The following is a 17,956-nucleotide window of genomic DNA, read 5'->3' as shown; positions in this document are numbered from 1 at the left end:
CGGTGCACGCGTGTGCATCGGATACCGAAGGAAAATCGTGCAAAACGGGGAACTGGAATGAACAGGGAAACCATCACCGTACGCGTTCGTCCGCTGCTGGCCGGCGCGGCCTTCTCTTTGTTGCTTGCATCCGGCGGCATGGCGCCGGCCTTTGCCGAGACGCCGGCCGACACGCTGGTGCAGGCCTGGGCGATCGACGACACAATCACGCTCGACCCGGCCGAATCCTTCGAGCTGAGCCCGGCCGAATTCCTCGGCAACGGCTACGACATGCTGGTGCGTCTCGATATCGACGACACGACCAAGGTCAAGGGCGGCATCGCCGAGAGCTGGGAAGTGTCCGAGGACGGCCTGACCTATACGTTCAAGCTGAAGCCGGGCATCAAGTTCGCCTCCGGCAACCCCGTCACCGCCGAGGACGTCGCCTGGTCCTTCGAGCGCGTCGTCAAGCTCGACAAGAGCCCGGCCTTCATCCTCACCCAGTTCGGCCTTAACGGCGACAATGTCACCGAAAAGGCTAAGGCCGTGGACGAGGGCACGTTCGTCTTCACCGTCGACAAGGCCTATGCGCCGAGCTTCGTGCTCAACTGCCTTACCGCGACCGTGGGCGCCGTGCTCGACAAGAAGCTCGTCATGGAGCACGCCGAAGCCAGGACGCCGAGCGACGAATACAAGTACGACACGGATTTCGGCTATGGGTGGATGAAGACCAACTATGCCGGCTCCGGCCCGTTCAAGATCCGCGACTGGCGCGCCAACGAAATCCTCGTGATGGAGCGCAATGACAACTATTACGGCGAGAAGCCGGCGCTCACCCGCGTCATCTACCGCCATGTCAAGGAAAGCGCGACCCAGCGCCTGATGCTCGAGGCCGGCGACATCGACGTCGCGCGCAATCTCGAGCCGGGTGATTTCGAGGCGGTTTCCAAGAACGCCGATCTCGCCACCACCAGCGCGGCGAAGGGCACGGTCTATTACATCAGCCTCAACCAGAAGAACGAGAACCTTGCCAAGCCGGAAGTGCGCGAGGCGCTCAAATATCTCGTCGACTACGACGCGATCGGCGCCACGCTGATCAAGGGCATCGGCGAGATCCGCCAGACCTACCAGGCCAAGGGCGTGCTCGGCGCGCTCGATGCGAGCCCCTATACGTTCGACGTTGCCAAGGCGAAGGAGCTGCTGGAAAAGGCGGGCCTGAAGGACGGCTTCTCCGTCACCTTCGATGTGCGCAACACGCAGCCCGTGACCGGGATTGCCGAATCCTTCCAGCAGACCGCCGGCCAGGCCGGCGTCAAGGTCGAGATCATTCCCGGCGATGGTAAGCAGACGCTGACCAAGTACCGCGCCCGCAACCACGATATGTATATCGGCCAGTGGGGCATGGACTACTGGGATCCGAACTCGAACGCGGAAGCCTTCACCTCGAACCCCGACAATGGCGACGAGGCCTCGGTCAAGACCCTGGCCTGGCGCAATGCCTGGGACATCCCCGAGCTGACGGGAGAGGTGAAAGCGGCGCTTCTGGAGCGTGACAACGACAAGCGCGCCGAGATGTACAAGAAGCTGCAGCAGCAGGCGCTGGACACGAGCCCCTTCGTCATGATCTTCCAGCAGACCGAAGTGGCCGGCATGCGCGGTAACGTCAAGAACTACAAGCTCGGACCGAACTTCGATACGAACTTCCTTGCGCCCGTGACCAAGGACTAAGTCTGAAGGACCGGTCCCTTGAGCACTGCTGAAAGACGGATGCCGGCAAGGCGCGCCAACAGGCGCGCCTTCGCGACCCTCAAAGCGATCGCCGGCTTCGTCGTGGTCGTCGCCACCACTTATCTCGGTCTTCTCGCCGTGACCTTCTTCATCGGTCGCGTCGTGCCGATCGATCCGGTTCTGGCGATCGTCGGCGACCGCGCGCCGTCCCATGTCGTCGAGCGCGTGCGGCAGGAAATGGGCTTCAACCTGCCCTATTACCAGCAGTTCTTCCTCTATGTGAAAGGCGTGCTGCAGGGCGATTTCGGCACATCGGTGCTCACCACCAATCCGGTGATGACCGATATCCGCCGCGTCTTTCCGGCGACCATGGAGCTTGCCACCGTCGGCACGGTCATCGGCGCCGCCTTCGGCATCCCGCTCGGGGTGCTCGCGGCCGTCCGGCGCGGCAGCCTTGCCGACCAGATCGTGCGCATCGTCGGCCTCGTCGGCTATTCGGTGCCGATCTTCTGGCTCGGCCTCCTCGCCCTTCTCGTGTTCTATGCCCGCCTCGGCTGGACGTCCGGTCCCGGCCGCATCGACGTGGTGTTCGAATATACCTTCACGCCGATCACCGGCTTCTTCCTGCTCGACGCGATCCTCAATCGCGACTGGGCGGCCTTCCGCGACATTGTCTCGCACATCGTGCTGCCGGGCTCGCTGCTCGGCTATTTCTCGCTCGCCTATATCAGCCGCATGACGCGGTCCTTCATGCTGAACGAGCTCGGCCAGGAATATATCGTTGCGGCGCGCGCCAAGGGCCTGTCGGAAACCCGCATCATCTGGGGCCATGCGCTGCGCAATGCGGCCGTGCCGCTCGTCACGGTGATCGCGCTCTCCTATGCCGGCCTGCTGGAAGGCTCGGTGTTGACGGAGACCGTCTTCGCCTGGCCGGGCCTTGGCCTCTACATCACCAATTCGCTGCAGAATGCTGACATGAACGCGGTTCTCGGCGGCACCATCGTCATCGGTTCCGTCTTCATCGCCATCAACCTGTTATCCGACGTGCTTTACCGCATGCTCGACCCGCGGACGAGGACACGATGAGCGAAACCGCCATGACCCGCCGCGAATGGCTTCTGACCGACCGGCCGCAATCGCGCCTGCAGGCCCGGCTCGGCCGCGCCTATGTCACCTGGCGGCGGTTTGCCGCCAACCGGCTCGCCGTCATCGGCATGCTGATCATCCTCGGGCTGATCGTGCTCGCGATCTTCGCGCCGCTGCTGGCGCCGTATTCGCCCTATGTCGGCGATCTCGCCAAATCCCGCCTGCTGCCGCCGGATGCCGCCCATTGGCTCGGCACGGACGACCAGGGCCGCGACATCCTCTCGCGCCTCATCTACGGCTCGCGCCTGACGCTCCAGGTCGTGGTGCTGGTCGCCATCATCGCCGCGCCGCTCGGCCTTTTGGTCGGCACGGTCGCCGGTTATGCCGGCGGCTGGGTGGATGCGGTGCTGATGCGCATCACCGACATCTTCCTCGCCTTCCCGAAGCTCGTGCTGGCGCTCGCCTTCGTCGCGGCGCTCGGGCCCGGCATCGGCAATGCCATCATCGCCATCGCCATCACCTCCTGGCCGCCCTATGCGCGCATTGCCCGCGCCGAGACGCTGACGGTGCGCAATTCCGATTATATCTCGGCCGTGCGGCTGATGGGCGCCTCGCCCTGGCGCATCGTGCTGCGCCATATCATGCCGCTCTGCATCTCCTCGCTCATCGTGCGCGTGACGCTCGACATGGCGGGCATCATCCTCACAGCGGCCGGCCTCGGCTTCCTCGGCCTCGGCGCGCAGCCGCCGCTGCCGGAATGGGGCGCGATGATCGCCTCCGGCCGCCGCTTCATCCTCGACCAGTGGTGGGTGGCCGCCATGCCGGGTTTCGCCATCCTCGTCGTCAGCCTCGGCTTCAACCTTCTGGGCGACGGCCTGCGCGATGCGCTGGATCCGCGCGGGAGCAGCCAATGAGCGCACTTCTCGACGTCAAGGACCTGCGCGTCTCCTTCCCCACCCGCACCGGCATGGTGGAGGCGGTGCGCGGCGTTTCCTTCACGCTCGGCCGTGAGCGGCTGGGCATCGTCGGCGAAAGCGGCTCGGGCAAGTCGCAGACCGGCCGCGCCATCATGGGCCTGACGCCGGAGCATGGCCGCATCTCGGCGGAGAAGCTGGAGTTCAACGGCATCGACCTCACCGGGACGTCGAAGGCCGAGCGGCGCGCGTTGCGCGGCAAGCGCATCGCCATGATCCTGCAGGATCCGAAATATTCGCTCAACCCGGTCATGAGCATCGGCCGCCAGATCATCGAGACGCTGCGCACGCACGAGCCGGTCGGCAGGGCGGAGGCGCGCAGGCGGGCGCTCGACATGCTGGCCGCCGTGCAGATCCGCGACCCGGAGCGCGTCTTCGACCTCTATCCGCACGAGGTCTCGGGGGGCATGGGCCAGCGCGCCATGATCGCCATGATGCTGGTGGCCGGCCCGGAACTGTTGATCGCCGACGAGCCGACCTCGGCGCTCGACGTGACCGTGCAGCTCGACGTGCTCGGCATCCTCCATCGGCTGGTGGCCGACCGCGGCATGGGGTTGATCTTCATCTCGCACGACCTCAGGCTCGTGTCGTCCTTCTGCGACCGGGTCATCGTCATGTATGCCGGGCGCATCGTCGAGGAACTGCCGGCCTCCCGGCTTTCCGAGGCCGAGCATCCCTATACGCGGGGCCTGCTCAACTGCATGCCGAAGATCGGGGTCGACCGGCATCCCCTGCCCGTCCTCGACCGTAAGCCGGAGTGGGCACTATGACGGCGGCTCTCGCCATCGACGGCCTCGGCGTCGTCTTCGACGATTTCGTGGCCCTTCAGGATGTCAGCCTTACGGTGGAACCGGGCGAATCCTTCGGGCTGGTCGGGGAATCCGGCTCCGGCAAGTCGACGCTGCTGCGGGCGGTCGCCGGGCTCGCGCCGGTTTCCGCCGGCACGATTGTCGTTGACGGCAAGACGCTCGGAGACAAGCGTGACAAGGCCTTCTATCGACAGGTGCAGATGGTGTTCCAGGATCCCTATGGATCGCTGCACCCGCGCCAGACGGTCGACCGGCTGCTGCTGGAACCGCTCGCCATCCACGGCTTCGACGATTCGGAAAGCCGCATCGTGCGGGCGCTGGATGAGGTGGGGCTCGGCGCGAGCTTCCGCTTCCGCTATTCGCACCAGCTCTCGGGCGGCCAGCGCCAGCGCGTGGCGATCGCCCGGGCGCTGATCCTCGAACCCTCCATCCTGCTGCTCGACGAGCCGACCTCCGCGCTCGATGCCTCGGTGCAGGCCGAGGTGCTGAACCTGCTCGAACAGGTGCGCGCGGCGCGCAAGCTTACCTTCGTCATGGTCAGCCATGACCTTGCCGTCGTCACCCATATGTGCGACCGGCTGATGGTCATGCAGCATGGCCAGGCGGTGGAGCAACTCGCTTCCGTCGACCTTGCGGCACACCGGGTGACGCAGGACTATACGCGCAGCCTGCTCACGGCCAGCGAAGGCTTCCGCCGAAACGGCTGACCGGGTTCAGCGCCCGCCTTCCTTGATGGATTCCATGGCGACGGAGGTCGAGGTGCTGGCGACGTTCGGCAGGCTGGAGATCTTCTCCCCCAGCACCTCCCGGTAGCGGCGGATATCGGCGGTGCGGATCTTGATCAGGTAGTCGAAACGGCCGGCGATCATGTGGCACTCCTCGACCTCCTTGATCTTGCGCACCGCGCTGTTGAAGGCGTTGAGCGCCGCCTCCTTGGTGTCCGAAAGCTTCACCTCGGCGAAGGCGACATGGTCGAGCCCGAGCTTCTTCGGGTTGAGCACGGCGCGGAAGCCGTCGATATAGCCGTCGCTGATCAGGCGCTGCAGGCGCAGCGTGCAGGGCGTCTTCGAAAGCCCGACGATTTCGGACATTTCGGTGATGGAAATCCGAGCATTTTCAACGAGAAGATCGAGGATCTTGCGGTCGATCGCGTCGATTTCGCCAGGAAACGGCTTTGTCTTGGACATTTGTCTCACCTAAAGCGCCAATATATGGAGATAGCTCCTGCCTATACGCATATAATGGTGAGAAAGTCGCACGGCAATCGACTATGTTCCGCGCCAGTGCCATGAGGCTGGAATGCATCGGCAAGCGGTGTATCCTCTCCTCGCATCCAGTGGCCGAACCCGAGATGGTGATGGAAATGGTCCAGTCTGCAAACGAACAAAAAATCTCCGCTTTCGCTGACTTCGCGCCGCCGATCCGGCCGCAGGGCGAGCTGCGCCAGCGCATCACCGCCGCCTACCGCACGCCGGAAGAGGACGCGGTCCGGCCGCTGCTCGAAAAGGCCACACTGCCGGCCGATGTCGCAGCGCGCATCCGCGAGACGGCACGCACGCTGATCGTCGCGCTGCGCGCCAAGCACAAGGGCTCGGGCGTCGAGGGGCTGGTGCATGAATATTCGCTCTCCAGCCAGGAGGGCGTCGCGCTGATGTGCCTTGCCGAGGCGCTGCTGCGCATTCCAGACAATGCCACGCGCGACGCGCTGATCCGCGACAAGATTTCGGAAGGCGACTGGAAGTCGCATATGGGGGGCGGCCGCTCGCTCTTCGTCAATGCCGCCACCTGGGGCCTCGTGGTCACGGGCAAGCTGACCTCCACCGTCAACGACCGCGGCCTTTCCGCCGCCCTCACGCGTCTCATCGCCCGCTGCGGCGAGCCGGTCATCCGCCGCGGCGTCGACATGGCCATGCGCATGATGGGCGAGCAGTTCGTCACCGGCGAGACGATCGACGAGGCGCTGCGCAATTCGTGCGCCCTGGAGCGTAAGGGCTTCCGCTATTCCTACGACATGCTCGGCGAGGCGGCGACGACGGCCGCGGACGCGGAGCGCTATTATCGCGACTACGAGAACGCCATCCACGCCATCGGCAAGGCCTCGGCCGGCCGCGGCATCTATGAAGGTCCCGGCATCTCGATCAAGCTGTCCGCGCTGCATCCGCGCTACGTGCGCGCCCAGGCCGAACGGGTGATGGGCGAACTGCTGCCGAAGGTGAAGGCGCTCGCGGCCATCGCGAAGTCCTACAATATCGGCCTCAACATCGATGCCGAGGAGGCCGACCGGCTGGAACTGTCGCTCGATCTTCTGGAAGAGCTTTGCCACGATCCGGCCCTTGCGGGCTGGGACGGCGTCGGCTTCGTGGTGCAGGCCTATGGCAAGCGCTGCCCCTCCGTGCTCGATTTCATCATCGACCTTGCCCGCCGCTCCAACCGGCGCATCATGGTACGCCTCGTCAAGGGCGCCTATTGGGACGCCGAGATCAAGCGCGCGCAGCTCGACGGGCTGGAAGAGTTCCCCGTCTTCACGCGCAAGATTCACACGGATGTCTCCTACATCGCCTGCGCCCGGAAACTGCTAGCGGCGAAGGATGTGGTCTTCCCGCAGTTCGCCACGCACAACGCCCAGTCGCTCGCCACGATCTACCAGCTCGCAGGCCCGGATTTCCGCGTCGGCGACTACGAGTTCCAGTGCCTGCACGGCATGGGCGAGCCGCTTTACGACGAGGTCGTCGGCGAGGAGAAGCTGAACCGTCCGTGCCGCATCTATGCGCCGGTCGGCACGCATGAGACGCTGCTGGCCTATCTCGTCCGCCGCCTGCTGGAAAACGGTGCGAACTCCTCCTTCGTCAACCGCATCGCCGATCCCGCTATTTCGGTCGACGAGCTCATTGCCGATCCGGCCGCCGTGGTACGCGCCATGCCGGTGCCGGGCGGCAAGCATGACAAGATCGCGCTTCCCGCGGAACTCTACGGCAAGGGCCGCCTGAACTCCGCCGGCCTCGACCTTTCCAACGAGGCGGTGCTGGCGAAGCTTGCGCAGGACCTTGCGAAGACCGCGGCCGTCGAATGGCAGGCCGCGCCCAGGATCGCCGATGGCTCCAGCGAGGGCGAGCGGCGGCCGGTGCTCAATCCGGCCGATCACAGGGATATGGTCGGCACCGTCGTCGAGACGACGGATGCGGGCGTCGCGAAGGCTGCGAGGCTTGCGCTCGAAGCGGCCCCGGCCTGGGCCGCCGTGCCGCCGCGCGAGCGCGGCGACCGGCTCGACCGCGCCGCCGACCTGATGCAGGCCGAGATCGCGACGCTGATCGGCCTTGCCATCCGCGAGGCGGGCAAATCCGCCGCCAACGCCATTGCCGAAGTGCGCGAGGCGATCGACTTCCTGCGCTACTATGCCGAACAGGCGCGGCGTACGCTCGGCGCCGGCCATGCGCCGCTCGGCCCGATCGTCTGCATCAGCCCGTGGAACTTCCCGCTGGCGATCTTCACCGGCCAGATCGCGGCCGCGCTCGTCGCCGGGAACCCGGTGCTTGCGAAACCGGCGGAGGAAACGCCGCTGATCGCCGCCGAGGCCGTACGCATCCTGCATGAAGCCGGCATTCCGGCCGGCGCGCTGCAACTGCTGCCCGGCGACGGCCGCGTCGGCGCCGCCCTTGTCGGCGCACCGGAAACGGCGGGCGTCATGTTCACCGGCTCGACGGAAGTCGCTCGCCTCATCCAGAAGGAACTCTCCGGCCGTCTCTCGCCGGCCGGCAAGCCGATCCCGCTGATCGCCGAGACCGGCGGGCAGAACGCGATGATCGTCGATTCCTCGGCGCTTGCCGAACAGGTGGTGTTCGATGTCATCGCGTCCGCCTTCGACAGCGCCGGCCAGCGCTGCTCGGCGCTGCGCGTGCTGTGCCTGCAGGAGGACGTCGCCGACCGCACGCTCACCATGCTGAAGGGCGCGCTTGCCGAACTCACGATCGGCCGCACCGACAAGCTCAATGTCGACACCGGCCCGGTCATCACCGCGGAGGCGAAGCAGACGATCGAGGCGCATATCGAGAAGATGCGCGCGCGTGGCCGCAAGATCGAGCAGGTGGCGCTGCCCGCGGAAGCTGCCCGCGGCACCTTCGTTTCGCCCACCATCATCGAGCTGCAGTCGCTTGCCGACCTGGAGCGCGAAGTGTTCGGTCCGGTCCTGCATGTCATCCGCTACAAGCGCGAGGATGTCGACCGCCTGATCGACGATATCAATGCGACGGGCTATGGCCTCACCTTCGGCCTACACACGCGCCTCGACGAGACGATCGCCCATGTCACCAGCCGCGTGAAGGCGGGCAATATCTACGTCAACCGCAACATCATCGGCGCCATCGTCGGCGTGCAGCCGTTCGGCGGCCGGGGGCTCTCGGGCACCGGGCCCAAGGCCGGCGGCCCGCTCTATATCGGCCGCCTCGTGCAGGTTCCGCCGGTTCCCCCACAACACAGCTCCGTGCATATCCAGCCGGCGGTGCTCGATTTCGCCCAGTGGCTGCGCGGCAAGGGTAAGGCCGGGCTTTCCGATCAGGTCCGCGATCTCGGCAGCAATTCGGCGCTCGGGCTGGACATCGAGCTTCCCGGCCCCGTCGGCGAAAAGAATCTTTATGCGCTTCATCCGCGCGGCCGGATTCTCCTCGCCCCGGCGACGGAAGAGGGGTTGCTCGCCCAGCTCGGCGCGGTGTTCGCCACCGGCAACAGGGCGGTGATCGATGCTGCCTCCGGTCTCCAGCCCGCGCTTGCCGGCCTTCCGGCGAGCCTTGCGGCGCTGATCTCCTGGTCGTCCGATTGGGCGGCGGATGGTCCCTATGCGGGGGCGCTCGTCGAAGGGGATGGGGACAGGGTGGTCGAGGCCGCCCGCCGTATCGCCGCGCTGCCCGGCCCGCTCGTCCTGACGCAGGCCGCCACCACGGCGGAAATCCGGGCGGGGGCGGATGCCTATTGCCTCAACTGGCTGCTCGAAGAGGTCTCGACCTCCATCAATACGGCCGCCGCCGGCGGCAATGCCAGCCTGATGAGCATCGGCTAAGGCATTTTTGAAATCCGGGCCGCTCCTTCGAGCGGCCAGGTTTCGTTTTCCAGCTATCCGGCCCCCTCCCAGGGCTTGGCAAGGGACGGGTGCGGCATTGCCAGGAGATCGATGGCACGGGCGGCGAGGTGGTCGACGATGTCGGCCACGGATTGTGGGCGATGGTAGAAGGCCGGCACCGGGGGCATGACGATCGCGCCCATCTCCGTGACGGCACACATGTTGCGCAGATGGCCGAGATGGAGCGGTGTCTCGCGCGCCAGAAGGACGAGTCGGCGGCGTTCCTTCAGTTGCACATCGGCGGCGCGGCCGATCAGCGTGTCGGTCCGGCCGGTGGCGATGGCCGAGAGCGTCTGCATGGAGCAGGGCGCGACAATCATGCCGCGGACGGGAAACGAGCCGCTGGCGACCGATGCGCCGATATCGCCTGTCGGATGATGGCGGTGGACGAGCGGCAACAGGCGTTCCAGCGCGTCCGCGCCGCATTCGAGGTTCAGCGTGCGGCGCGCGGCATCGGAGACCACGAGATGGATTTCGATATCGCCGAGCGCGGCAAGGCGTTCGACGATGCGTACGGCCAGCGCCGCACCGGAAGCGCCCGTGATGCCGACGATCACCCGTTCGGTCTTCATGCGAACGGCTCCGAAAGGCCGAGGGAGGCCCAGAGACCGTCCACCTTGGCGACGACGTCGGGCGTCATGGCGAGGACCCGTCCCCATTCCCGCTCGCTCTCCGTGTCGATCTTCCGTGTCGCATCCAGTCCGAGCTTGCCGCCGAGGCCGGATTTCGGGGAAGCGAAGTCGAGATAGTCGATCGGCGTGTTTTCCACGAGCATCAGGTCGCGGCTGGCATCGAAGCGGGTGGAGAGCGCCCAGATCACGTCCGGCCAGCTTTTCACGTCGATGTCGCCGTCGACGGCGATGATCAGCTTGGTGTAGCTGAACTGCGGCAGCATGGACCAGAGACCCATCATCACCCGCCGCGCTTGGCCGGGATAGCGCTTGTCGATGGAAACCACCATGGCACGGTAGGAGCAGGCTTCGGGCGGCAGCCACAGGTCGAGGATCTCCGGGAACTGGCGCTTCACCAGCGGCACGAAGAGTTCGTTCATCGCCTCCCCCAGCCTCGACGGCTCGTCCGGCGGCCGGCCGGTATAGGTGGAGAGGTAGAGCGGGTCCTTCCGCAGGGTGATCGCCGAGAGCATCATGACCGGGAAGGGCTCGACGGCATTGTAATAGCCGGTGTGGTCGCCATAGGGTCCTTCGTCCGCCGTCTCGCTGGCCGAGACCGTGCCTTCCAGCACGATTTCCGCGCTGGCGGGGATAGGCAGCGGCACGGTGAGGCCACAGGCCGTCTCCTGTCGCCGGCCGTTCAGCACACCGGCAAAGCTGAGTTCGCTCATGCCGTCGGGCAGCGGCATGACGGCGGCAAGGATCGTCGCCGGATCGGCACCGATGACGACCGCGACGGGCATGTCGCGCCCGGCCGCCTGCCAGAGGCGATGGTGGCGCGCCCCGCCGCGATGGGCGAGCCAGCGCATGATGAGCCGGTCCTTGCCGAGCTTCTGCATGCGGTAGATGCCGACATTGATGTCTGCCGGATCGTCCGGCGCCCGGGTGATGACGAGCGGCCAGGTGACGAGCGGGGCGGGCTCGCCCGGCCAGCAGGTCTGGATCGGCAGGCGGTCGAGATCGGCCTCCTCGCCCTGCCAGACGATCGCCTGGCAGGGGGCGCGGCGGACCGTGCGCGGGTTCATCGAGAGCGCGGCTTTCAAGTGGGGCAGCTTCTGCCAGGCGTCGCGCAGCGAGCGCGGCGGCTGCGGGTCGCGCAGGTCCGCGAGGAAGGCGGCAAGGCGCGGCAGGCCGCCGGCGGCAAGGCCGAAACCCCATTCGATGCGCTCGCGCGTGCCGAAGAGATTGGTAAGCAGCGGGATCGGCTGGATGCGTCCCTCCGCATCGACCGGCCGCTCGAAGAGCAGCGCCGGCCCTTCCGCCGCCAGTACGCGGCGGTGGATTTCTGTCGCCTCGTGCACCAGCGAGACGGGCTCGCGGATGCGCACCAGCCTTTCCCGCCGCTCCAACAGGGCGACGAAATCCTGAAGGCTCTCGAAACGGCGCGGAACGGGAGTATCGGCTTTCATGCGGCACCCTTGCAGGGGAAAAATGTTGTGGTCTTTGACCTGGCGCAAATTCCCGCGGAGCAAGGCTCCCTAGGGTCCGGGTATTCGTTTCTGCCGAAGGCCAGCCGCATGCTTCCCCCGCTCCTTGCAAAACCGGTCGATCTCGCGCCCCTCTGGCTGGTGGAGCGGGTGGCGCGCACCCTCTTTTCCGGCGTGCTGAAGGCCCATCCCGAGCTTTTTGAGCGGCTCGGCGATTATCGCCGCACCCGCTACGGCTTCTCGCCCGTCGATCTGCCGCTGCATTTCACCGTCGTGCCGGCCATGAAGGCGCTCACCGTCTCGCGCGGCGCGGCGCCCCCTGTCGATGCGCGGATTGAGGGGCCAATGGTGCTGCTTCTCGGCCTGCTCGAAGGCCGCTGCGATGCCGATGCGCTGTTCTTCTCGCGCGACCTCTCGGTCACCGGCGACATGGAGGCGATGCTGGCGCTGCGCAACGCGCTCGACGACAGCGCCATCGACCTGCCGCGCGAGCTCGGCGCGCTGGCCGGTCCGCTCTCGCCGCTCATCGCCGGCACGGCGCGCTACATCCGCGGCAAGGCGCTCGAAGGAAGGGATGCGACATGGAACTGATCTGCCCCGCCGGCACCCCCGCCGCCTTCCGCGAGGCGGTGGAGGCCGGTGCCGATGCCGTCTATTGCGGCTTTCGCGACGAGACCAATGCCCGCAACTTCCCGGGCCTCAACTTCAGCCGTGAGGAACTGCGCCAGTCGATCGCGCTTGCCCGTCGCAAGAAGGTGCAGACCTTCGTCGCGCTCAACACCTTCATGCGGGCGGGCGACGAGGCGCTGTGGTATTCGGCTGCCGACGACGCGGTGGCGATGGGCGCCGATGCGCTGATCCTCGCCGATTTCGGCCTGATGGCCTATGTCGCGGAAAAATTCCCGCAGCAGCGGCTGCATGTCTCGGTCCAGGCTTCCGCCTCGAACCCGGAGGCGATCCGCTTCCTCGTCGAGGCCTTCGGGGCAAAACGCGTCGTGCTGCCGCGCGTCCTGACCGTGCAGGACATCGCCCGGCTGACGCGGCAGATCGACTGCGAGGTCGAGGTCTTCGCCTTCGGCGGGCTCTGCGTCATGGCGGAGGGACGCTGCTCGCTCTCCTCCTATGCAACGGGCAAGTCGCCCAACATGAACGGCGTCTGCTCGCCGGCGAGCCATGTACGCTACCGGCAGGACGGTGCGGACCTCGTCTCCGAGCTCGGTGCCTACACGATCAACCGCTTCGGCCCCGGCGAGGCCTCCGGCTATCCGACGCTCTGCAAGGGGCGCTTCGAGATCGGCGACGTCGAGGGCTACGCCTTCGAGGATCCCGTCTCGCTCGACGTCATCGACGAGATCGACGCGCTGCGCGCGGCCGGCGTCTCGGCGCTGAAGATCGAGGGGCGCCAGCGCGGCAAGGCCTATGTCGCCGAGGTGGTGTCGTCGCTCAAGAAGGCGCTCGTCGCTTCGCCCGGCGAGCGTGCCGCGCTCGTCGCCCGGCTGCGCGCGATGAGCGAGGGCCAGCGCACGACGACGGGTGCCTATGACAAACGCTGGCGATAGGAGACGGTGATGGCGACGACAGGCAAACCGGCGCTGAGCCTCGGCCCGATCTATTTCCTCTGGGACGGGCCGAAATGGCGGGACTTCTATTTCCGCATCGCCGACGAGGCGGCGGTCGAGCATGTCACGCTCGGGGAAACGGTCTGTTCCAAGCGCCAGCATTTCAGCGAGCCGCATGTCGCCGAGGTCGTCGAGCGGCTGGAGGCAGCGGGCAAGCGCGTGACGCTCTCCACGCTCGCCATGGTCACGCTGCCGCGCGAAAGCCGGCATGTGCGCGATCTGATCGCCGACAGCCTGCATACGGTGGAGGCGAACGACCTCTCCGCGCTCGGCCTCCTCAAGGGCCGGCCGCATTCGATCGGCCCGCTGGTCAATGTCTACAATGCGGCGACGGCCCGCACGCTTGCCGCCCGCGGTGCCGAGAACATCTGTCTGCCGCCGGAGCTGCCGGCCGGCTCCATCCGGCAGATGCTGGAGGCCATGCCGGATTTCTCCTTCGAGGTCTTCGCCTTCGGCCGCATGCCGCTCGCCATTTCCGCGCGCTGCGCCCATGCGCGCTCCAAGGGGCTGACCAAGGACAATTGCCAGTTCGTCTGCGGCGAGGAGCCGGACGGCCTGCCGCTGCGCACGCTCGACCGTCAGTCCTTCCTCGTGCTGAACGGTGTGCAGACCCTGTCGAACAGTTGCGTCGTGCTCGTCGATGATCTTGCGCCGCTCGTCGAAGCGGGCCTGTCGCGCGTGCGGCTCTCCCCGCAGGATTGCGACATGGTGAAGGTGGCAAACCTCTACCGCGGGGTGCTCAACGGCAGGATCGACGGCGAGGAGGCGATCGCGGACCTGGTGAAGGTCTATCCCGGCGTGCGCTTCTCCAACGGCTTCCTGCACCGGCAGGAGGGCGCGGCCTGGGTGTCGCGCGGGCGGAACGCGGCGATAGGACGGGACTGAGGGCGGTCAGGCGAAGACATCGCGCCCCTCCGCCTTGGCGGCGATGAGCGTCTCCAGGATCATCTGTTCGGAAAAGACATGGCGGCGCAGGCTTTCCTGGAAGCCGCTTATCATGCGCGACACCGTCTCGGGCGAAAGCCCGCAGCGACCGTCGGCGACGGCCTTCAGCGTCAGCGAAAGCTCCTCGGCGGCGAGCCGGTCGCAGCGGTGCTCTGCCTTCAGGCGCTCGATCGCCAGGGCGGCGAAGCAGGAGCCGGCATGCCGGTCGAAATCCGGAAAGAGCAGGCGCTCCTCCAGCTCGTGCACCGCCTTGAGGGCGGGCGGAATGGCGTCGGCGAGCGCGCGCAGCTCGCCGGCGGTGCCCGGCTCGCTTGCCGTCTCCTCGAGGCGCAGGCAGAGATCGAGCAGGGCCTGGTGAAGCGTTTCCAGCCGGTCGATATCGGCGGCGTCGAGGCTCGCATCGTCCATCGCCGCCTCCTACTGGCCGAAGAAGAGCACGGCGGCGATGACCACCGAGGCGCTGACGGCGGACAGCGTTCCCGCGCCCTGCAGCACGCCCATGCGGTAGAGCATCAGGGCGAAACCGGCGATAACCGGAGCGGCGATGAGGAGACCGAACTGTGCATCCGTCATGGGAAGGTCCTTTCCGTTGCCGCCATCATGCCGCGTTGGGCAGCGCCGCTCTTTGCGCCGGCGCAAAGAAGCCCGCGGCTTCATGGGCTAGGGCTGGGCCATGGCGACGATGGACGATATGCGCACGGCGGTTGCGAAGGCGGAGAGCGGGGAGGGCGATTGCCTTCTTCTCTGGATCCTGGTGTGGAGCGAACTTTTGGCCTTCGGCGCGCTGCTCGTCGCCTTCATGGTGATGACGCTGGTGGACGTCGAAAATGCGTCGTTCCTGCGCGCGCATCTCCATCCCGGCCTTGCCGCGCTCAATACGATCCTTCTCGTCCTCAGCGGCTGGCAGGCGGCGCTGGCGGTTCGCCGCGGGGCGGATCTTTCGGGCGTTCGCCGCTCCCTCGTCCTTGCGGGCCTTCTCGGCCTTGCCTTCGCGGCGGTGAAACTCGCCGAATACGGGATGGAGGTCCGCTCCGGCATCGGCGGGGCAGGCACGCTTGCCGAACTCTATTTCCTCGTCACCGGCTTCCACCTGCTGCACGTCGTCTTCGGCGCTGCCATCCTCTTCCTCGTCGCCTGGCGCCCGTCGCGCAGCAATGCCGTGATGATCGCGACGCTCTGGCATGCGATCGACCTCGTCTGGCTCGTGATGTTCCCGATCGTCTACCTCACCTGAGACCGCCATGACCCGACAGGCCCGCGAACAGTTCATCGCCACCCTTGCCATGCTGCTGACGCTCGCCGTCGGCGGCGCCCTCGTCGGCGGGCTCAGCGGCGGGCTGCTGGTGCCGATCGCCGCGGTGCTGATCATGGCCTATGCCAAGGGTCGTTTCGTCATCCTCGATTTCATGGAATTGCGCGCGAGCCGCAGCGCGCTGCGGCCGGCCCTGCTTGCCTGGCCGGCGCTGCTCCTGTCGCTGGCGCTCGCCCGCTCGGTCCTCGCCGCGCTCTTCGGCTGACGAACCGCCCCGCTCTTTGCCAATGCGCAAAGAAGGCTTTTTCCCTCCCGCTAGAACAAGGACGTCCCGCAGTGCCGGCGAGGGGATCGCCGGCAGAAAGTCGGCGGGGGTTTTTCGCCGGAGCCATGGAGTTTCCGGCAAGGGAAAGGACCATGGGATGGCAGAGCGCCTTACCAAGACCGGGGCCCGCAACGTCTTCTATGGCGGGTCCATCTTCTTCTTCACGATCTTCGTCGGGCTGACCGCCCATTCCCATTACTACATGCGCACGACCGCCACCGACGAGACGACGCTGACCGACAGCGTCGCGCGCGGCAAGCATGTCTGGGAGAAGAACGCCTGTATCAACTGCCACACGCTGCTGGGCGAAGGCGCCTATTTCGCGCCCGAGCTCGGCAATGTGTGGAAGCGCTATGGCGGGGCAGACGACCCGGAAGGCGCGCGCGAGGCCTTCAAGGCCTGGATGGCGGCGCAGCCGAGCGGCGCGGAGGGCCGGCGGCAGATGCCGCAGTTCAACCTCACCGAACAGGAACTCAACGATCTCGCCGATTTCCTCGAATGGACGAGCAGGATCAACACCCAGAACTGGCCGCCGAACGATGCCGGCTGAAGCCTTTCCGTTCTTACGCAATTCCGGACGCAAAACCGCGTCGCACTTTTACTGGAATTGCTCCCGGCGTTCAGGAGACAAGAGATGAAATATCAAACGCAAAAGGTCGCCATGCTGTATTTCTACGGCGCGCTCGGCCTCTTCCTCGCCCAGGTGGCTTTCGGCGTCCTCGCCGGCACGATCTACGTGCTGCCGAACGTGCTCTCCGAGCTGCTGCCCTTCAACATCGTGCGCATGATCCACACCAATGCGCTCGTCGTCTGGCTGCTCATGGGCTTCATGGGCGCCACCTACTACATGATCCCGGAGGAGACCGAGACGGAGCTTTACAGTCCTAAACTCGCCGTCCTGCAGTTCTGGATGTTCTTCGTGGCGGCGGGCCTGACGGTGGTCGGCTACATGTTCCGCATCCATGAGGGCCGCGAATTCCTTGAGCAGACCTTCATCGCCAAGGTCGGCATCGTCGTCGTCGTCCTGATGTTCCTCTTCAACATCACCATGACCGCGCTGAAGGGCCGCAAGACCACGGTCATCAACATCCTGCTCTTCGGCCTGTGGGGCCTCGCGCTCTTCTTCCTCTTCGCCTTCTACAACCCGGTCAACCTGGCGCTCGACAAGATGTACTGGTGGTATGTCATCCACCTGTGGGTCGAGGGCGTCTGGGAACTGATCATGGCCTCGGTGCTCGCCTTCCTGATGATCAAGCTCAACGGCATCGACCGCGAGGTCGTGGAAAAGTGGCTCTATGTCATCGTCGGCCTCGCGCTCTTCTCGGGCATCCTCGGCACGGGCCACCACTATTACTGGATCGGTGCGCCGGGCTACTGGCAGTGGATCGGCTCATTGTTCTCGACGCTGGAAGTGGCGCCCTTCTTCACCATGGTCATCTTCACCTTCGTCATGACCTGGAAGGCCGGCCGCAACCATCCGAACAAGGCGGCGCTCCTCTGGTCGATCGGCTGCTCGGTCATGGCCTTCTTCGGCGCCGGCGTCTGGGGCTTCCTGCACACGCTGTCGTCGGTCAACTACTATACCCACGGCACGCAGGTCACCGCCGCGCATGGGCACCTCGCCTTCTTCGGCGCCTATGTGATGCTGAACCTTGCCATGATGGCCTATGCGATCCCGGAAATCCGTGGCCGCGCGCCGTTCAACCAGTGGCTCTCCATCGCCAGCTTCTGGATCATGTGCACGGCCATGTCGGTGATGACCTTCGCGCTGACCTTCGCCGGCGTCGTGCAGGTCCACCTGCAGCGCGTGCTCGGCGAGGGCTTCATGGACGTCCAGGACCAGCTCGCGCTGTTCTACTGGGTGCGCCTCGGCTCGGGCGTCGTCGTGCTCGTCTCGGCGCTGATGTTCATCTGGGCGGTGCTCGTGCCCGGCCGCGAGCGTAGCGACAGCCTCACCCGGATGGTCCAGCCGGCCGAGTGAGTGCTGGCCGGCCCCGTCATCCCGCGGGGCCGGCACCTTCTTTCGACAGT

Annotated in this window: 18 protein-coding genes; 13 read left to right on the top strand and 5 right to left on the bottom strand. The window is 66.2% G+C overall.

The window, feature by feature from the left end; genetic code table 11:
- Positions 1 to 57: 57 nt before the first annotated feature.
- The 5 genes from AABQ55_RS23085 to AABQ55_RS23065 are packed head-to-tail and all read left to right on the top strand — an operon-like array spanning position 58 to position 5,283.
- Positions 58 to 1,707 carry an ABC transporter substrate-binding protein gene (locus AABQ55_RS23085; RefSeq protein ID WP_244769783.1) on the top strand — a complete coding sequence of 550 codons (1,650 nt, stop codon included), beginning with the start codon at positions 58 to 60 and terminating at the stop codon, positions 1,705 to 1,707.
- A 39-nt stretch (positions 1,708 to 1,746) separates the two neighbouring features.
- Complete coding sequence (locus AABQ55_RS23080; RefSeq protein WP_272807525.1) at positions 1,747 to 2,793, top strand: ABC transporter permease; 1,047 nt, start codon at positions 1,747 to 1,749, stop codon at positions 2,791 to 2,793.
- Positions 2,790 to 3,707 (top strand): nickel transporter permease, encoded by a 918-nt coding sequence (gene nikC / locus AABQ55_RS23075; protein WP_244769785.1) that lies wholly within the window; start codon positions 2,790 to 2,792, stop codon positions 3,705 to 3,707. The genes AABQ55_RS23080 and nikC overlap by 4 nt, the downstream gene beginning before the upstream one ends.
- Complete coding sequence (locus tag AABQ55_RS23070; RefSeq protein WP_272806744.1) at positions 3,704 to 4,537, top strand: ABC transporter ATP-binding protein; 834 nt, start codon at positions 3,704 to 3,706, stop codon at positions 4,535 to 4,537. Before nikC ends, AABQ55_RS23070 begins: the two co-directional genes overlap by 4 nt.
- Positions 4,534 to 5,283 (top strand): ABC transporter ATP-binding protein, encoded by a 750-nt coding sequence (locus tag AABQ55_RS23065; RefSeq protein WP_272806743.1) that lies wholly within the window; start codon positions 4,534 to 4,536, stop codon positions 5,281 to 5,283. Before AABQ55_RS23070 ends, AABQ55_RS23065 begins: the two co-directional genes overlap by 4 nt.
- Before the next feature lie 6 nt (positions 5,284 to 5,289).
- Here the strand turns inward: AABQ55_RS23065 and AABQ55_RS23060 are convergent, their stop codons facing one another.
- Positions 5,290 to 5,763, bottom strand: coding sequence for an Lrp/AsnC family transcriptional regulator (locus AABQ55_RS23060; protein ID WP_272806742.1), 474 nt, complete (start codon positions 5,761 to 5,763; stop codon positions 5,290 to 5,292).
- Positions 5,764 to 5,939: 176 nt separating this feature from the next.
- On the opposite strand from AABQ55_RS23060, the gene putA reads away from it, so the two are divergent.
- The gene (gene putA / locus AABQ55_RS23055; RefSeq protein ID WP_272806741.1) at positions 5,940 to 9,626 is read left to right on the top strand and encodes a trifunctional transcriptional regulator/proline dehydrogenase/L-glutamate gamma-semialdehyde dehydrogenase; all 3,687 of its coding nucleotides are present in this window, start codon (positions 5,940 to 5,942) and stop codon (positions 9,624 to 9,626) included.
- A 53-nt stretch (positions 9,627 to 9,679) separates the two neighbouring features.
- Here putA and AABQ55_RS23050 read toward each other — a convergent pair whose 3' ends face one another.
- Together AABQ55_RS23050 and AABQ55_RS23045 are read right to left on the bottom strand one after the other, a co-directional pair.
- Positions 9,680 to 10,258, bottom strand: coding sequence for a UbiX family flavin prenyltransferase (locus AABQ55_RS23050; protein ID WP_272806740.1), 579 nt, complete (start codon positions 10,256 to 10,258; stop codon positions 9,680 to 9,682).
- Positions 10,255 to 11,766, bottom strand: a complete 1,512-nt coding sequence (locus AABQ55_RS23045; protein ID WP_272806739.1) for a UbiD family decarboxylase — start codon at positions 11,764 to 11,766, stop codon at positions 10,255 to 10,257. The genes AABQ55_RS23050 and AABQ55_RS23045 overlap by 4 nt, the downstream gene beginning before the upstream one ends.
- A gap of 108 nt (positions 11,767 to 11,874) precedes the next feature.
- On the opposite strand from AABQ55_RS23045, the gene ubiT reads away from it, so the two are divergent.
- Genes ubiT through ubiV form a run of 3 tightly spaced genes read left to right on the top strand, consistent with a single transcriptional unit; the run spans position 11,875 to position 14,288 of the window.
- Entirely contained in the window at positions 11,875 to 12,375 is a 501-nt protein-coding gene (gene ubiT / locus AABQ55_RS23040; RefSeq protein WP_272806738.1) for a ubiquinone anaerobic biosynthesis accessory factor UbiT, read from the top strand.
- Positions 12,366 to 13,343 (top strand): ubiquinone anaerobic biosynthesis protein UbiU, encoded by a 978-nt coding sequence (gene ubiU, locus AABQ55_RS23035; protein WP_272806737.1) that lies wholly within the window; start codon positions 12,366 to 12,368, stop codon positions 13,341 to 13,343. Before ubiT ends, ubiU begins: the two co-directional genes overlap by 10 nt.
- A 9-nt stretch (positions 13,344 to 13,352) precedes the next feature.
- The gene (ubiV, locus tag AABQ55_RS23030; RefSeq protein ID WP_272806736.1) at positions 13,353 to 14,288 is read left to right on the top strand and encodes a ubiquinone anaerobic biosynthesis protein UbiV; all 936 of its coding nucleotides are present in this window, start codon (positions 13,353 to 13,355) and stop codon (positions 14,286 to 14,288) included.
- Between the two features lie 6 nt (positions 14,289 to 14,294).
- Here the strand turns inward: ubiV and AABQ55_RS23025 are convergent, their stop codons facing one another.
- Positions 14,295 to 14,756, bottom strand: a complete 462-nt coding sequence (locus AABQ55_RS23025) for a hemerythrin domain-containing protein (RefSeq protein ID WP_272806735.1) — start codon at positions 14,754 to 14,756, stop codon at positions 14,295 to 14,297.
- A 9-nt stretch (positions 14,757 to 14,765) separates the two neighbouring features.
- Positions 14,766 to 14,921, bottom strand: coding sequence for a hypothetical protein (locus tag AABQ55_RS23020; protein ID WP_023514989.1), 156 nt, complete (start codon positions 14,919 to 14,921; stop codon positions 14,766 to 14,768).
- A gap of 109 nt (positions 14,922 to 15,030) precedes the next feature.
- On the opposite strand from AABQ55_RS23020, the gene AABQ55_RS23015 reads away from it, so the two are divergent.
- The 4 genes from AABQ55_RS23015 to AABQ55_RS23000 all read left to right on the top strand — a co-directional run bounded on the left by AABQ55_RS23015 (position 15,031) and on the right by AABQ55_RS23000 (position 17,906).
- Entirely contained in the window at positions 15,031 to 15,582 is a 552-nt protein-coding gene (locus AABQ55_RS23015) for a cytochrome c oxidase subunit 3 (RefSeq protein ID WP_272807524.1), read from the top strand.
- A 7-nt stretch (positions 15,583 to 15,589) separates the two neighbouring features.
- Positions 15,590 to 15,865 (top strand): cytochrome C oxidase subunit IV family protein, encoded by a 276-nt coding sequence (locus tag AABQ55_RS23010; protein ID WP_272806734.1) that lies wholly within the window; start codon positions 15,590 to 15,592, stop codon positions 15,863 to 15,865.
- Between the two features lie 157 nt (positions 15,866 to 16,022).
- Positions 16,023 to 16,475: a c-type cytochrome gene (locus AABQ55_RS23005; protein ID WP_244769797.1), complete on the top strand. Its 453-nt coding sequence runs from the start codon at positions 16,023 to 16,025 to the stop codon at positions 16,473 to 16,475.
- 84 nt (positions 16,476 to 16,559) lie between these two features.
- The gene (locus AABQ55_RS23000) at positions 16,560 to 17,906 is read left to right on the top strand and encodes a nitric-oxide reductase large subunit (RefSeq protein ID WP_272806733.1); all 1,347 of its coding nucleotides are present in this window, start codon (positions 16,560 to 16,562) and stop codon (positions 17,904 to 17,906) included.
- The last annotated feature ends 50 nt before the right edge of the window (positions 17,907 to 17,956 follow it).

This window comes from Shinella sp. WSD5-1 (genome assembly GCF_963942435.1).
In the GTDB taxonomy this organism is placed as follows: Bacteria; Pseudomonadota; Alphaproteobacteria; order Rhizobiales; family Rhizobiaceae; genus Shinella; species Shinella yambaruensis.
This window is presented reverse-complemented; position numbering and strand designations above follow the sequence as displayed.

Bases quoted from the DNA above. Each gene is read 5' to 3' on its own strand.
- AABQ55_RS23085 (WP_244769783.1), top strand. From the start codon at position 58: ATGAACAGGGAAACCATCACCGTACGCGTTCGTCCGCTGCTGGCCGGC.
- AABQ55_RS23080 (WP_272807525.1), top strand. From the start codon at position 1,747: ATGCCGGCAAGGCGCGCCAACAGGCGCGCCTTCGCGACCCTCAAAGCG.
- nikC (WP_244769785.1), top strand. From the start codon at position 2,790: ATGAGCGAAACCGCCATGACCCGCCGCGAATGGCTTCTGACCGACCGG.
- AABQ55_RS23070 (WP_272806744.1), top strand. From the start codon at position 3,704: ATGAGCGCACTTCTCGACGTCAAGGACCTGCGCGTCTCCTTCCCCACC.
- AABQ55_RS23065 (WP_272806743.1), top strand. From the start codon at position 4,534: ATGACGGCGGCTCTCGCCATCGACGGCCTCGGCGTCGTCTTCGACGAT.
- AABQ55_RS23060 (WP_272806742.1), bottom strand. From the start codon at position 5,763: ATGTCCAAGACAAAGCCGTTTCCTGGCGAAATCGACGCGATCGACCGC.
- putA (WP_272806741.1), top strand. From the start codon at position 5,940: ATGGTCCAGTCTGCAAACGAACAAAAAATCTCCGCTTTCGCTGACTTC.
- AABQ55_RS23050 (WP_272806740.1), bottom strand. From the start codon at position 10,258: ATGAAGACCGAACGGGTGATCGTCGGCATCACGGGCGCTTCCGGTGCG.
- AABQ55_RS23045 (WP_272806739.1), bottom strand. From the start codon at position 11,766: ATGAAAGCCGATACTCCCGTTCCGCGCCGTTTCGAGAGCCTTCAGGAT.
- ubiT (WP_272806738.1), top strand. From the start codon at position 11,875: ATGCTTCCCCCGCTCCTTGCAAAACCGGTCGATCTCGCGCCCCTCTGG.
- ubiU (WP_272806737.1), top strand. From the start codon at position 12,366: ATGGAACTGATCTGCCCCGCCGGCACCCCCGCCGCCTTCCGCGAGGCG.
- ubiV (WP_272806736.1), top strand. From the start codon at position 13,353: ATGGCGACGACAGGCAAACCGGCGCTGAGCCTCGGCCCGATCTATTTC.
- AABQ55_RS23025 (WP_272806735.1), bottom strand. From the start codon at position 14,756: ATGGACGATGCGAGCCTCGACGCCGCCGATATCGACCGGCTGGAAACG.
- AABQ55_RS23020 (WP_023514989.1), bottom strand. From the start codon at position 14,921: ATGACGGATGCACAGTTCGGTCTCCTCATCGCCGCTCCGGTTATCGCC.
- AABQ55_RS23015 (WP_272807524.1), top strand. From the start codon at position 15,031: ATGGACGATATGCGCACGGCGGTTGCGAAGGCGGAGAGCGGGGAGGGC.
- AABQ55_RS23010 (WP_272806734.1), top strand. From the start codon at position 15,590: ATGACCCGACAGGCCCGCGAACAGTTCATCGCCACCCTTGCCATGCTG.
- AABQ55_RS23005 (WP_244769797.1), top strand. From the start codon at position 16,023: ATGGCAGAGCGCCTTACCAAGACCGGGGCCCGCAACGTCTTCTATGGC.
- AABQ55_RS23000 (WP_272806733.1), top strand. From the start codon at position 16,560: ATGAAATATCAAACGCAAAAGGTCGCCATGCTGTATTTCTACGGCGCG.